Annotated in this window: 12 protein-coding genes and 3 pseudogenes; 12 read left to right on the forward strand and 3 right to left on the reverse strand. The window is 40.6% G+C overall.

The window, feature by feature from the left end:
- The first annotated feature begins 242 nt into the window (after positions 1 to 242).
- From F972_RS03395 to F972_RS03415, 5 genes and pseudogenes are all read left to right on the forward strand, one after another.
- Positions 243 to 674 (forward strand): hypothetical protein, encoded by a 432-nt coding sequence (locus F972_RS03395; protein ID WP_004681444.1) that lies wholly within the window; start codon positions 243 to 245, stop codon positions 672 to 674.
- A 28-nt stretch (positions 675 to 702) separates the two neighbouring features.
- Entirely contained in the window at positions 703 to 975 is a 273-nt protein-coding gene (locus F972_RS03400; RefSeq protein ID WP_004755892.1) for a DUF2933 domain-containing protein, read from the forward strand.
- A pseudogene (locus F972_RS03405) lies at positions 972 to 1622 on the forward strand (methyltransferase family protein). The gene F972_RS03400 and the pseudogene F972_RS03405 overlap by 4 nt, the downstream one beginning before the upstream one ends.
- An 11-nt stretch (positions 1623 to 1633) precedes the next feature.
- Positions 1634 to 4009, forward strand: coding sequence for a heavy metal translocating P-type ATPase (locus tag F972_RS03410; RefSeq protein WP_004763967.1), 2376 nt, complete (start codon positions 1634 to 1636; stop codon positions 4007 to 4009).
- The gene (locus tag F972_RS03415; RefSeq protein ID WP_004763970.1) at positions 4006 to 5289 is read left to right on the forward strand and encodes an MgtC/SapB family protein; all 1284 of its coding nucleotides are present in this window, start codon (positions 4006 to 4008) and stop codon (positions 5287 to 5289) included. Before F972_RS03410 ends, F972_RS03415 begins: the two co-directional genes overlap by 4 nt.
- Before the next feature lie 39 nt (positions 5290 to 5328).
- Here F972_RS03415 and F972_RS03420 read toward each other — a convergent pair whose 3' ends face one another.
- On the reverse strand, positions 5329 to 6729 hold the full coding sequence (locus F972_RS03420) for a heavy metal sensor histidine kinase (protein ID WP_004763973.1): 1401 nt from the start codon (positions 6727 to 6729) through the stop codon (positions 5329 to 5331).
- On the reverse strand, positions 6722 to 7402 hold the full coding sequence (locus tag F972_RS03425; protein WP_004763976.1) for a heavy metal response regulator transcription factor: 681 nt from the start codon (positions 7400 to 7402) through the stop codon (positions 6722 to 6724). The genes F972_RS03420 and F972_RS03425 overlap by 8 nt, the downstream gene beginning before the upstream one ends.
- A 148-nt stretch (positions 7403 to 7550) precedes the next feature.
- Here F972_RS03425 and F972_RS03430 point away from each other — a divergent pair, with 148 nt between their 5' ends.
- The 7 genes and pseudogenes from F972_RS03430 to F972_RS16450 all read left to right on the forward strand — a co-directional run bounded on the left by F972_RS03430 (position 7551) and on the right by F972_RS16450 (position 12963).
- Positions 7551 to 7868: a hypothetical protein gene (locus tag F972_RS03430; RefSeq protein ID WP_004763979.1), complete on the forward strand. Its 318-nt coding sequence runs from the start codon at positions 7551 to 7553 to the stop codon at positions 7866 to 7868.
- An 86-nt stretch (positions 7869 to 7954) separates the two neighbouring features.
- Positions 7955 to 9811, forward strand: a complete 1857-nt coding sequence (locus tag F972_RS03435) for a copper resistance system multicopper oxidase (protein WP_004763980.1) — start codon at positions 7955 to 7957, stop codon at positions 9809 to 9811.
- Positions 9798 to 10718 carry a copper resistance protein B gene (locus tag F972_RS03440; protein WP_004763982.1) on the forward strand — a complete coding sequence of 307 codons (921 nt, stop codon included), beginning with the start codon at positions 9798 to 9800 and terminating at the stop codon, positions 10716 to 10718. The genes F972_RS03435 and F972_RS03440 overlap by 14 nt, the downstream gene beginning before the upstream one ends.
- A gap of 71 nt (positions 10719 to 10789) precedes the next feature.
- A pseudogene (locus F972_RS15015) lies at positions 10790 to 11448 on the forward strand (IS256 family transposase); the annotation flags it as partial.
- Positions 11449 to 11459: 11 nt separating this feature from the next.
- A complete protein-coding gene (locus F972_RS03455) occupies positions 11460 to 11936 on the forward strand; it encodes a helix-turn-helix domain-containing protein (protein ID WP_004677047.1) in 477 nt (158 codons plus the stop codon).
- The gene (locus F972_RS03460; RefSeq protein ID WP_126038012.1) at positions 11932 to 12471 is read left to right on the forward strand and encodes an IS630 family transposase; all 540 of its coding nucleotides are present in this window, start codon (positions 11932 to 11934) and stop codon (positions 12469 to 12471) included. The genes F972_RS03455 and F972_RS03460 overlap by 5 nt, the downstream gene beginning before the upstream one ends.
- Positions 12472 to 12653: 182 nt before the next feature.
- Positions 12654 to 12963 (forward strand): annotated as a pseudogene (locus F972_RS16450) (hypothetical protein).
- Between the two features lie 265 nt (positions 12964 to 13228).
- Here the strand turns inward: F972_RS16450 and groL are convergent.
- Complete coding sequence (gene groL, locus F972_RS03465) at positions 13229 to 14863, reverse strand: chaperonin GroEL (RefSeq protein ID WP_004755906.1); 1635 nt, start codon at positions 14861 to 14863, stop codon at positions 13229 to 13231.
- Between the last annotated feature and the right edge of the window lie 30 nt (positions 14864 to 14893).

Raw genomic sequence — 14893 nt, forward strand, 5'->3', positions numbered from 1 at the left:
CTATATTTAATGAGACCACATCATCTCCTCTTATATTTCAATTATTAGTGAGAGACAGAAACAGAGTGATGACTTCAAAATTACATTTTTGTCATTTTTAAAAATAATTAATTAATAGTGCTAAAATTTTTAAGAGAGACAGAGAATAACCAAAAATTTCATCAGTTTAGTAGTCAAATTCCTAGTCTCTGTTCAGTACTAAAACATAGCTTTTACTTCCAAATTATTTAAAGGAAAAAATTATGATGAAATTCAAAAACATTTTTTTGGGCTTATGTATCGCAGCCGCGTCATTGAATACATTTGCACAGCAATCCGATGAACACAAAGATCACCACCCTGAAAAAACAGCACCATCTGCAGTAACAATTAAGCAAACAGTTACCAGCACCACTGCTACAGATAAAATGGCTGCAATGGACCAGCACATGAAAGCAATGCAAGCCATGCATGCAAAGATGATGGCTGCAAAAAACCCTCAAGAACGTCAAAAACTTATGGCTGAGCACATGAAACTCATGCAAGGAGGTATGAGCATGATGAAACAGATGAGCGGCCAAAGCATGAATGCAAATATGGCTGACCGTCAGCAAATGATGGAAAAACGTATGGACATGATGCAATCCATGATGCAGATGATGATGGACTGTATGCCTCCCTCCACAACTAAATAATTACCCATGAATTAGAGAGGGAAGCACCATGAACCATCAACCTCAAGAACATAATTCAGTACCTAACTTTTGGTCTACACGTTATGCCATCGGCCTATTCGTGATTGGTGGTGTGGCAGCCTATTTTCTCTTAACCGAGCATTTGGCCCATGTCGTTGGTGTTTTACCCTTTTTACTCCTTTTAGCATGCCCACTCATGCATATTTTTATGCATGGTGGTCATGGACATCACCATCATCAACAGAAAAATCCAGACACATCAGATAATAAAAAATCACGCGAACCAGGAGACCCCTCATGAATCATGCGGAATCGGCTTATGGTTTATGGACGCTGGTTAGAATTAACTCAGCAGTTTTTATCATGTTCGCTTTCAGTTTTTTTAGACCTTCCACTGCGCGCGATTGGCGTACATTTGGGGCCTTTTCGGCTTTTATCATTGCTCTATTTGTCGAAATGTATGGTTTTCCTTTAACCATTTACCTGTTATCTGGTTGGCTTCAAACTCGCTTCCCTCAACTTGACTTACTTTCTCATAATGCAGGTCACTTGTGGTCAACGCTATTAGGTGAAAAAGGTGATCCACATTTTGACATTTTGCATATCGCCAGTTACGTTTTCTTGGGCTATGGATTTTACCTGTTATCAACGTCATGGCACGTGCTGTACAACGCGCAACGTCAGCATTCTTTAGCGATCACAGGCCCTTATGCACGTATACGTCACCCACAATAAGTGGCTTTTGTGATGATCTTGCTGGGTTTTTTATTGCAATGGCCAACTTTACTGACACTGATTATGTTTCCAATCCTACTCTTAATGTACAGCCGCTTGGCAATTAAGGAAGAGGCTGAAATGAGTAAACAGTTTGGCGCTGTCTATGACAGCTATGCTCAACAGACTCCGAGATTTATTCCAAAATTCGGCCATAAAACCACTTTTTCATAAGAGAATTATTTATGTCAGATCAAAAAAATCATAACCAGGACCATATGGCACAGGCTACAACAGACGTACTGAAAGACCCAGTCTGTGGTATGACCGTCACTGAAGAATCGAAATACCATGAGGAATTTAAGGGGAAAACTTACTTTTTTTGCAGTGATAAATGTCAATCAAAGTTTCATAGCAGCCCGGTGCAATATATCGCTAAACCCGCAACGACGACTGCCGATGCACATACACAGCATCATCAGACTGTTCAACACGTTAATGCGGCAAGCACAATAGGTACGACCATCTATACATGCCCAATGCATCCAGAAATCAGGCAAGATCATCCTGGAAACTGTCCTAAATGCGGAATGACACTGGAGCCACTCATTCCTGAATTAGAGGAAGATGAGAATCCGGAGTTACGTGATTTCCGCCGACGCTTCTGGTGGACACTGCCATTGACCATCATCGTGACTTTTTTGGCAATGTTTGGCCATCAACTGAACCTATTCGACATGGCAGTTCAGAGCTGGATTGAATTAGTGTTGTCACTCCCGATTGTACTGTGGGCAGGTTGGCCATTTTTTTCCCGTGGTTGGCAATCGGTTGTGAATCGCAGCCCAAACATGTGGACCCTGATCGGTCTAGGTACAGGGGCTGCTTTTATTTACAGTGTGGTTGCGACCATTGCACCACAAATCTTTCCAGACTCATTTATCTCCATGGGTCGTGTCGCTGTTTACTTTGAAGCTTCAGCGGTCATCATTTCATTGACCCTACTGGGACAAATATTGGAGTTAAAAGCACGTTCGCAAACTTCTGCTGCAATTAAGTCACTCCTTGGGCTCGCTCCTAAAACAGCTCGCCGAATCCTGCCTGATGGAACTGAAGAAGATGTTCCTCTAACGCATGTCCATGTAGGAGATTTACTCAGAATTCGCCCAGGTGAAAAAGTGCCTGTGGATGGTGTAATCACTGAAGGAAGTAGTTCAGTGGATGAATCGATGCTGACAGGTGAACCTTTACCTATCACTAAACGTATCGGCGATAAAGTCATTGGAGCTACCCTGAATACCAATGGTTCATTGATCATGCGTTCAGAGAAAATTGGTTCAAGTACCATGTTATCCCAGATCGTACAGATGGTGGCGCAAGCTCAACGATCGAGAGCACCAATGCAACGTATGGCTGATCAGGTAGCAGGTTGGTTCGTCATAGCTGTAGTGACCATTGCCTTGCTTACCTTCTTTGGATGGGGACTATTCGGCCCAGAAGAGTCGAGCTGGGTTTATGCATTAATCAATGCTGTGGCAGTACTCATTATTGCCTGTCCTTGTGCACTAGGCTTGGCAACTCCAATGTCTATCATGGTTGCGACGGGTCAAGGTGCTACTCATGGTGTGCTGTTCCGTGATGCAGCAGCCATTGAGAATCTACGCAAGATTGACACACTAATCATCGATAAAACAGGTACGTTAACTGAAGGACGCCCTGTATTCGATCGTGTGGTTGCCGCATCAGGTTTTGACGAATCTGAAGTATTACGTTTAGCCGCCAGTCTTGATCAAGGCAGTGAACACCCGCTAGCCGAAGCGATTGTAAACGCAGCACACGAACGTGGCCTGTCTCTTGAAACACCAGATAATTTTGAATCGGGCTCAGGGATTGGTGTTCGAGGTCAAGTGGGCGATCGTCAGTTAGCTTTAGGCAACACAGCACTGATGGAGCAATTGGGTATCTCGGTACAATCTCTGATTCCGCAAGCCGAAGAGCTGCGTTCGGAAGGTGCAAGTGTGATGCATCTAGCCATCAATGGTGAATTGGCCGGCCTGCTTGCAGTATCCGATCCCATCAAAAAAAGTACCCCTGAAGCACTTGCCACCCTGAAGGAAGCTGGACTACGTATCGTGATGGCAACAGGAGATGGTCTCACCACTGCCCGTTCAGTTGCATCACGTCTGGGTATTGATGAGGTACATGGTGAAGTTAAACCCGCAGATAAACTCGAACTTGTCAGCAAATTGCAGAAGCAAGGTCGCATCGTGGCAATGGCCGGCGATGGCATCAATGATGCACCAGCCTTGGCTAAAGCTGATGTCGGTATCGCTATGGGAACCGGGACTGATGTTGCAATGAATAGTGCCCAAGTTACCTTGGTCAAGGGAGATTTACGAGGGATTGCTGTTGCCCGTTCACTTTCGGAAGCTACTGTCGGCAACATGAAACAGAACCTCATGTTTGCTTTCCTTTACAATGCTTTGGGTATCCCTATCGCGGCTGGCGTACTATATCCATTTACCGGTTGGTTGTTGTCACCGATGATTGCCGCCTTGGCTATGAGTTTGAGTTCAGCTTCAGTCATCACCAATGCCCTTCGCCTGCGAAATAAAAAGTTATGATAGAGAGTTCCTTTCTTCCACCAGATGTATCAGGGCTGGTTGCAGCACTCGCCATCGGCCTGCTCATTGGTTTAGAACGAGGATGGCAGGATCGAGAACTGCCAGAAGGCAGCCGAGTAGCAGGTCTACGTACCTTCACATTGACAGGATTGCTCGGAGGAGTGCTCGGTCATTTACAACCAAACTTCGGAGCTTGGCCGCTAGTTGCGGCCGTATTAGGGCTTTCCTTATTACTAACAGTGTCCTATGCTCGTACCGCAAAAATTTCCGGTAATTTAAGTGCTACCACAATTATTGCGATGCTGTTGACATTAGTTTTAGGTGCATATGCATCCCATGGCAATGTTACTTTAGCATTAACCGCGGCTGTAATCGTCGCTGTATTTTTGGATCTCAAGCCAACCTTACACGGTTGGCTACGCTTGATAGAGCATCGTGAATTAACCGCATCCCTGCAGTTGCTGGTACTTTCTGTCGTTATATTACCCTACTTACCCAATACGGGTCTGGGACCTTTTGCTGCATTAAATCCTTACCAGTTATGGTGGGCAGTGATCCTGATTGCCGGACTCTCTCTGGCAGGTCATTTTGCCATGCGGCTTACCGGTTCAGAAAGAGGCATATTCTGGACAGGTCTATTGGGTGGTTTGGCATCGTCTACAGCTGCAACTGTCGCACTGGCACGCTATGCACGCCAGCACCCCGTCATGGTCAGTGCTGCTATTTCTGGAACATTGGCTGCCTGTGGCATCATGTTTTTTCGTATGGTTGTGCTGATAGGCGTCATTGAGCCAGCATTGCTAAGCACTTTTGGTGGTGCAATGATGATTGCGGGAATCCTTCTGCTGGGTATGGCATTGTGGAGACAACGCCAAATTACCAGCGCTGAAAACAACGATCGAACAATAGAAGCAATGGCTCCTTTTGATCTTGGGACAGCATTCAGCTTCGCTGCTTTCCTGGCTGTCATGGCAGTCTTGGTCCCGGCAGCAAAACAATGGTTGGGCACCAGCGGCATCTTCGTATTATCGACTATTTCTGGGCTAGCAGACGTAGATGCTATTTTAGTCTCACTTGCCCGCCTGCATAGTACTGAAGGCTTAACAACAAATGTGGCTGTTGTCGCGCTAGGGCTGGCCACACTGAGCAACATGTTAAGCAAAGCGACAATTGCATGGATGACAGGGGGGGCACAGTTTGGCCGAGCTATCATATTTGGCTACACAATTGCCATGATAGGTGCTGGCGTAGCTCTGGCTCTCAGTTTGAGCTTTATGTAAGGTCAACTCGGGTAAATGGAAGATGTTCAAAAAAATGAGTTAAAATGATTCCCCTTGCATGGATTCACTTTGAAAAACAATGGTAAAAATGATTCGACCATTGAGGGATTCAGCCTGGATGGTCGCCCCAAGCATATCAAGAATAGATTTTGTTATCGCGAGCCCTAAGCCGGTTCCTTCTTCTGTTCTTTGTCTAGATGCATCTGTTCGATAAAATCGATCAAATAACCTGGATAGTTGTTCAGGAGAGATTTCAGGGCCTTCATTTTCAATTGAAAATATTGTGTTATCTAAATTCTGTTGAAGTTTTATGCGTATTGTAGAATTCTTATTTCCATATTTAACTGCATTAGATAATAGATTGCTGAGTGCTCGACGTAACATAGCAGGATCACCTTTGACATTTCCAGATCCTGTTTGTTGAAGCGTCATATTTTTTTCGGCAGCTAGCGCATCATAGAAATCAAATAAGGCTGTAACTTCTTTAACCAGGTCAATATTCTGTAAGTTCTGTAATTTTAGGCCATGTTCTGCTTTTGCCAAGAAAAGCATATCGGATACCATTCGAGCCAAACGTTCTAATTCTTCTAAATTAGAAAATAGTACTTCTTGATAGGTACTGGTATCTCGTTTACGGGCAAGACATACTTGAGTTTGAGTCATTAAGTTATTAATCGGTGTTCTAATTTCATGCGCTAAATCAGATGAAAAATCGGAAAGCCTTTCTAAAGCTGATTCTAGTCTGTCGAGCATATCATTGAAGGCAATTGCTAATGATTTTAGTTCTGTTGGTGTGTGCTCAACTTCTAAACGTTCTGAAAGATGTTGGGCAGAAATGCCTTCTGCGACCTTAGCCATTTTTTGCACGGGTCTTAAACCTCTCCAGGTTGCAAACCAGCCTAAAAACATTAAACAAATCGTACCGGCTAAACCAATGTAAAAAAGTTGACGCTTAAAATCATTTAAAAAATGTAGATGTTCAGATGTATCGATCCCCACAATAATGCGTACAGATTGTATTTCAGTATTTTTGTTTATATCCGTGTTGTAGATCATGCCACGATAGGTCTTATTCTTAATTTTCCATTTAATCCAAGGGTTATTTGCTGACTTGATTAACTGTTGAGTATTAATGATTGAAGGTGTTGAACTAAATAAAATCTGACCTGCCGGTCGTTCTATTTGGACCATAAGATCATGGTGTCCAACTAAAGCATCTTTCAAATATAGATCAAGTTCTGGAGAATTTTTAGGATGCTGTTGGAGAAGATTCTGAATCAGCTGGATTTTACCTTCTAATTGGGTACGATCTTGCGTTTCAAAATGATGCATCACTAATTTATGGATGAAAAACCCCATCATAATGAGAATGCATATAGTCGATAATGAGAAAATAATACCAATACGAAAACTGATAGATTTGAATAATTTATTATTCATCTTCTACCTCTAATACATACCCCATTCCTCGAATATTCTGAATTAACTTAGGGGTAAAATTACTATCTACTTTATTTCTTAATCGTTTAATAGCGACTTCAACTACATTTGTATCACTATCAAAGTTCATATCCCAAATTTGAGATGCAATAAGTGCTCTTGGTAGAATTTCACCTCTTCTACGCATAAAAAGCTCCATAAGCGCGAATTCTTTTGCCGTCAGATCAATGCGTTGACCTGCTCGTGTTACCCGACGTTTTCTCAAATCGAGTTCTAAATCAGCAATCTTAATAATATTATTATCTTCTCTTTGTTGCCCTCGTCTAAGGAGCGTTTTTATTCGAGCTAGAAGCTCTGCAAAAGCAAAAGGCTTAACTAAATAATCATCAGCGCCTAGCTCTAATCCTTTTACTCGATCTTCGATTTGATCTCGGGCGGTAAGAAAAAGAATGGGCATTGTTTTGCCACTTTTACGAATATCATTAATAATATTCCAACCATCCAGTCCGGGTAACATGACGTCTAAGATAATTAAGTCGTATTCTTCAGAAAGAGCTTGATGTTTACCCGTTAACCCATCTGTAACCCAGTCCGTAATATAGCCAGCTTCGGATAAACCTTGCTTGAGATAATCACCAGTTTTTTGTTCATCTTCAACTAATAGTATTCTCATTTCCGAATCCTAAGTCATTCATTAAAACTATAATAACGTTATAAAACATCTGATCGAGATAGATTACAAAAATGTCATTTTCAAGTCACTTAGATGTTCAATGCTTCACTTTATTGTAGTAGCAAGAAATTAACTTTTAGAGAAACTTATGAAAACTGTAGTGCGTCGTAGTCTAACAATTTTAATGTGTGCTGGAACTTTAATTGCTGGTACTCAATCTTGGGCAAAAGATGCAAAAGATCTATCAAATTCGAAATCTAATGCTGTGACAACTGCAAAAAAAGCACAAGAGCCGTGTTCTAAACCTTGTAAGATGAACAAGGATAATAAGGTTCAGCAAGAACCTAGCCAACAGCAAGCGGCAAATTCCTCTGATATGTCGAAAATGGATCATTCCATGATGAATATGGACCATTCGAAAATGGATCATTCAAAAATGAATATGTCCAATACATCAAATAAATAATTTTATAAAAGCAGGAAAGGAGTATTGGAGCTAACGATAAGGATTGCCTTAATACTCTAATCTGGTCTTTTTAACGGTGAGATAGAATGTCAAATAAGTTAAGTCATGTACTCTTAATTGGAGTTGGTTTATTTTCATCAACTTGGGTAATGGCGGCAGTTAAAGAATATGATTTAACGATCGCGGAACAGACTGTAAATATTACAGGAAAACCGCTAAAGAGAATTACCGTTAATGGTAAATTCGTTGCACCACTTCTTGAATTTGAAGAAGGTGATGAGGCCGTTATCCGTGTTCACAATAAGTTAAAAAATCAGGACTCTTCAATCCATTGGCATGGCTTATTATTACCTGGAATTATGGATGGTGTACCTGGATTTAACAAATTTAATGGCATTGCCCCTAATAAAACTTATGAATATAAGTTTAAAGTCCGCCAAAATGGTACTTATTGGTATCATTCACATAGTAAAGGACAAGAACAAGACGGTTTATATGGTGCTTTTGTTATTTATCCTAAAGATAAAACTCCACTAACAGCTGCTGAAAAAACCGATAAAGATTACGTTGTTTTGCTTTCTGATTTTCATAATTCGACAAGTGATCAAATTATGAAAAATATTAAAAAAGAAGCAGACTACTATCAGAACCGCCGCGAAACAGTATTCGATGTATTAAAACAAGTTAAACGTGATGGGCTAAAAGCGACTTGGCAAGACCGTTCTATGTGGAATCAGATGCGAATGCTGAAAACAGATATGTCCGATGTGACTGGTTATACATTTTTAATGAATGGCAAGACACCTCAGCAAAATTGGACGGGTAACTTCAAAGCTGGTGAAAAAGTTCGCCTTCGTTTTATTAATGCTTCCGCTATGTCATTCTTTGATGTACGCATTCCAAACCTAAAAATGACTGTAGTCAGTGCTGATGGTCAACCTGTAAAGCCCGTTCCTGTAGATGAGTTCCGTATTGGTACTGCTGAAACTTATGACGTCATTGTGGAACCAAAACAAGCACATTACCAAATTGAAGCTGAATCTATTGATCGTACCGGTTTTTCAGTGGGAACATTACATGAAGAAAGCAGCCCAGTAGTCAAACAAATTGAGATGCCTAAATCTCGCCCTCGTGCTTTATTAACTATGGAAGATATGGGGATGAGCCATGACATGTCATCTATGAAAGAGATGAATCATGACATGTCTTCTATGAAAGATATGAATCATGACATGTCTTCTATGAAAGGTATGGATCATGATATGTCTTCAATGAAAGATATGAATCATGATATGTCTTCTATGAAAGGCATGAATCACAATATGTCTTCTATGAAAGGTATGAATCATGATATGCCGATGAATAGCGCTACTGTTAAGGCGGCTTCAGACAAGAATGATAATACCGTATTTGGATGGGCAAATGCTTCAACACCTGAAGGTAATAAAGCATTGCAATATAGTGATTTGCAATCGTTAGATCCTCAAAAAGACACTCGTGCAGCTGAACGTGAAATAGAGATACGTCTTGGTGGAAACATGGAGCGTTATATTTGGACAATAAATGGTAAAAAATTTAATGAAGCCGACCCACTAGTGGTGAAGTATGGTGAACGTATTCGCTTAAAATTTGTCAATGACAGTATGATGGCTCACCCAATGCACTTACATGGCATGTTTATGCAGCTTGAGAATGGTCAGGATCCAAGCAATATGCCAAACAAACATACGGTAATTGTTCCACCTGGGAAAACTATAACTACTCTGCTTACAGCCGATGAATTAGGTGAGTGGGCTATTCATTGCCACTTGCTTTACCATATGAGCGCAGGAATGATGAATAAACTAATTGTGGCCCAAGTAGACAAAGATAGTGTTTCAAAAAATATTGTTGCTCAGCCCCCAATAAGTGAGAAGGGAGTAAATCCACATGCAAATCACTAAGAATTTCTTCTCAAAAACAGTCTTATCAATTGCATTAATAAGTATATCAAACTTAACTTTTGCTAATAGCAGCACTTCGGAACAAGAAAGTAATATTACAAATGGTATGAGAGTCTTATTACAGGAGTCTGGTGGCTTAAGATATAGCCCCCAAGAATTGTATCCAGAATATTATTCAATGGAAAATGCAAATGGGGGAGATAATATTATTTTGACTGCAAGAAAGAGATCAGACGGATCTCACGATGATCATCTTAAAGAACATGGCGGACAAATTTATCAAGTAACAAAACTTGAAAATGCATGGATAGTTGATGAAGATGGTAAGGGTACACTAGGAACGAAGTTTGAAACTTTGATTGGGACAGATGAAAATCGTCTATTTATTGAAGCCAATTCGGAAAAGTCAGAAAGTAATGATCCAAAATATGCTGTATCAGCACTTTATAGCCGTAACGTAGCCCCATTTTGGGATGTACAAGCTGGGGTAAGATATAGTGAAGATAAAAATAACAGCAGCAGCGATCGAGTGGATGGGGTTATTGGTATATTAGGTCTAGCTCCTTATTTCTTTGAAACACAAGCATATCTTTATGGCGGTGAGAATAATTTTTGGGGAGCAAGTTTTGAATTAGAACGTGATTTGCTTTTAACTCAGAAACTTATTACTCAACCTTATATCGAAGCAGATGTAATATTTAGCGATGATTCTAACTATGCTGCAAAATCAGGTTTATCAGAACTAAAAACTGGTATCAAAACTAGATATGAGATTACTAAGCGATTTAAACCTTTTATTGATATTGCTTATCAGTATGAAAAAGGACAGCAAGATACTTTTATGCAAGAGGCTACTAATTCCGAAAAAGGGTGGAAATATGGTGCAGGTATCGAGTTTGTTTTTTGAGACTGTAAATAAAACTGTGTAAACTCTTAAACTATCCCTCAACGCTGTTGGGGGCAACACAGGTGTTTACCATGAAAGATGAAGCAATGCTGGCATTGGCAAAAGAATTTGCCAAGAACTTAAAAACAGAAGCTGACCTGAATAATTTCAGTAAAGCTCTAAAGAAACTCACCGTTGAAACTGCACTCAATGCTGAACTGACAGAACATTTAGGCTATGAGAAGAATAGCCCTCGTATAGGCAAAAATACACGTAATGGCTATACAACCAAACGGCTATTTACTGATGATGGTGAATTTGAACTAGACACGCCTAGAGATCGTGATGGCACTTTTGAGCCCCAGCTGATCAAGAAGATGAGAAGCAGCGCTTCGCAAGGCGTATCACACAAATGGATAGCCAAATCCTATCCCTATACGCCAAAGGCATGACGACACGAGATATTGTTGCCACATTCAAGGAAATGTACGATGCGGACGTCTCTCCAACGCTTATTTCCAAAGTGACGGATGCAGTTAAAGAACAAGTAATAGAATGGCAAAATCGACCATTGGATGCCCTTTATCCTATTGTCTATATGGATTGTATCGTCGTGAAAGTGCGTCAAGATAGTACGATTATTAACAAAGCGGTGTATCTAGCATTAGGTGTCAATACAGACGGACAGAAAGACTTATTAGGTAAGTTTACAAAAACAACTAAACATGCGAAAAGACATTTTTGGTTAAACGATGTTTGCACATGCCACGGATTGTTACCGTCCCACTCAGCTTAGAACAGCGTGCACAACTAATTCTCTTGACCAAGCATGCAGCACATTGGCGTGAAAGACAACGTGCCCAAACCATTCTCTGGCTTTCCGAAGGTAAAACTGTTGCCGAAGTTGCTGCGTTACAAGAGCGTATCCCAGAAACTATAAGGCTACAACGCCGACATTGGGAGCTACATCAGTTTGAATCGATTCAAGAAGGCCATCGCTCAGGCCGTCCCAATACACTGACCTCAAACTATCAGGCTCAAATCTTAGAGTGGGTCAACACAAGCCCACTCAATGCAGAACAAATCCGAGTCAAACTGCATGAAAAACACGGTGTATCCGTGTCTGTTGAAACTCTTCGCAAGTTTTTGCGAGATTCAGGCATGGTCTTCAAACGCACCCGCCACAGCTTGAAAAAAAAGAGACCCGACCGCATTTGGACAAGCGCAACAGCAGATTGAAGCATTACGTGAGCAAGCGGCACGTGGTGAAATTGTATTGGGCTATGTGGACGAAACAGGATTTTCGGCTACGCCAGATAACCGTTATGCATGGACAAAGATAGGCGATGTTCATGCGGTTGATGCTGTAAGACTAAAGCGAGTTAATGTGATGGGTTGTCTGCTGTCAACGGGTCATCTGATCACCAGTTGCCTACAGGAGTCCGTTAACAGTCGCTGGTTTTATGCCTATTTGATGGGTGTAGCAGCACAGGTGAAACGCAGCTATCAAGTTCCTTTGGTGTTGATTGTTGACAATGCCTCGATTCATCGCAGCAAACAGATGGTAGATTGGCGCAAGCTTCTTGTACAAGAGTATTCAACGACTTTGTATTTTCTACCTGCGTATAGTCCTGAGCTGAATAGAATTGAGATGGTTTGGAAGCAGATGAAGTATAACTGGCGGGATTTTAAGGTGATGAAGGCAGATCAAATAGAGCGTTGGGTTGGGCAGATTTCAAAGGGTTTTGGTAATGAATACATGTTTACTTTTTAGTTGATACTTAAGCAGTCGATGTTGTTATTACCAACAACAAACAAAAGATTATTAACTGATATAATAAAAAAAATAAGTCTTTTTTTTGATTTTTTAAACATATCTCATCTTTTATTTTATTAATTTGATAATCTTCATTTTAAGAGTTTATCTTTTCAACCTATACAAATGGAGAAAATCTAATGATTAAATCTATAGACCTTACAAATACAGAGCGACGTGTATCGACTGCTGAATTTGCATTAAGAATGAATATATCTGAAAAAGAACTATATGATCGAATTATAGTCAAATCATTATAAAACCAATACAACTCAGTCGATGAATTATTTAGAGTTTTTTTCGAATCCTGTATGGATAATAAAGTAGTTTGACTATAAAACTGGTCGCGTGAAAAGACCGATAAAGGATGGACGTAAAAACTTCTGGCTTAATAGCTATGTCCTTACCTGTATTCTAAATGAGGAAAACTCCATTCTTACGTCAAAATGAAATAGATGTTGCTCTAAGTCAAAAACGCCTGATTTTTCTCAGGCGTTTTTTTCAATATTTTCATTCATTCATTCAAGAGTTAAATTCTTATCTAATAAGATCTCTTCTTTTTTAAGAGATTAAAGATCTATAATTAAAAAGGTCACAAATAAAATTTGTGACCTTTTTTGTAACAAACTCATATGTGAGTAACACTATGAGTAAGCTAAATTCTGATATAATAAATTATTTTAAATTACAACAATTTAATATATCAGTGAGCAGTTTACATCATTCCGCCCATACCACCCATTCCGCCCATATCTGGAGCAGCTGGTTTATCTTCTGGGATATCAGTAATCATTGCTTCAGTCGTCAACATCAAGCCAGCAACAGAAGCTGCATGCTCAAGTGCTGAACGGGTTACTTTAGCAGGGTCAAGAATACCCATTTCCAACATATCGCCATATTCACCAGTTGCGGCGTTATAACCGAAGTTACCCTCACCGGCTTTAACAGCGTTGATTACAACAGATGGCTCATCACCTGCATTGGCAACGATCTGACGAAGTGGCGCTTCAATCGCACGGCGTAAAATGTTGATACCTGCTGTTTGGTCTTCATTAATGCCTTTCAAGCCATCAAGTGCATTCACCGCACGAACGAGTGCAACACCACCGCCTGCAACCACACCTTCTTCAACCGCTGCGCGCGTTGCATGAAGTGCATCATCTACACGATCTTTCTTCTCTTTCATTTCAACTTCAGTTGCTGCACCGATTTTAATGACTGCAACACCGCCTGCGAGTTTCGCAACGCGTTCCTGAAGTTTTTCTTTGTCGTATTCAGAAGTTGATTCTTCAATTTGCGCACGGATCTGTTGAACACGTTCAGCGATTTGTTCAGCATTACCAGCACCATCAACAATTACTGTGTTTTCTTTAGACACTGTGATTTTATGAGCAGTACCTAAATCTTGAAGAGAAGCTTGTTCTAAAGACATACCGACTTCTTCAGAGATTACAGTTGCACCAGTCAAGATTGCGATGTCTTGCAGCATTGCTTTACGGCGGTCACCAAAACCAGGGGCTTTAACCGCACATACTTTGATAATACCGCGCATGTTGTTTACAACAAGTGTAGCAAGCGCTTCGCCTTCAACATCTTCTGCAATGATTAGAAGTGGTTTACCTGTTTTAGCAACCGCTTCCAATACAGTGATCAATTCACGAATATTGCTGATTTTTTTATCAACAAGAAGAATGAATGGGTTTTCAAGTTCAGCAGTTAGGGTATCTTGCTTGTTTGCAAAGTATGGAGAGATATAACCACGGTCGAACTGCATACCTTCTACAACGTCTAAAGCGTCTTCGAAGCCAGAACCTTCTTCTACAGTGATAACACCTTCTTTACCTACTTTTTCCATTGCTTGCGCAATCAACTTACCCACAGTGGTGTCAGAGTTTGCAGAGATTGAACCTACTTGTTCAATCGCCTTGAAATCATCAGCAGGTTTTGCATTGGTACGGATATTTTCAACCACAGTTCTCACTGCGATGTCGATACCACGTTTCAAGTCCATTGGGTTCATACCAGCAGTTACTGACTTGATCCCTTCGTTTAAGATTGCTTGAGCAAGTACAGTTGCAGTTGTTGTACCATCACCTGCAATATCATTGGTTTTAGAAGAAACTTCACGAACAAGTTGAGCACCCATATTTTCAAACTTGTCTTTTAATGAAATTTCTTTCGCAACAGTAACACCATCTTTAGTGATGTGCGGTGCGCCGAAAGAACGGTCAATGACAACGTTACGGCCTTTAGGACCTAAAGTTACTTTTACTGCATCTGCAAGAACGTTTACGCCTGCAATCATTTTTGAGCGAGCTGAATCACCAAATTTTACGTCTTTAGCTGACATATTAAACTCCGAATCTTTTTAAATACTGAA

The organism is Acinetobacter sp. CIP 102529 (assembly GCF_000368325.1).
In the GTDB taxonomy this organism is placed as follows: Bacteria; Pseudomonadota; Gammaproteobacteria; order Pseudomonadales; family Moraxellaceae; genus Acinetobacter; species Acinetobacter parvus.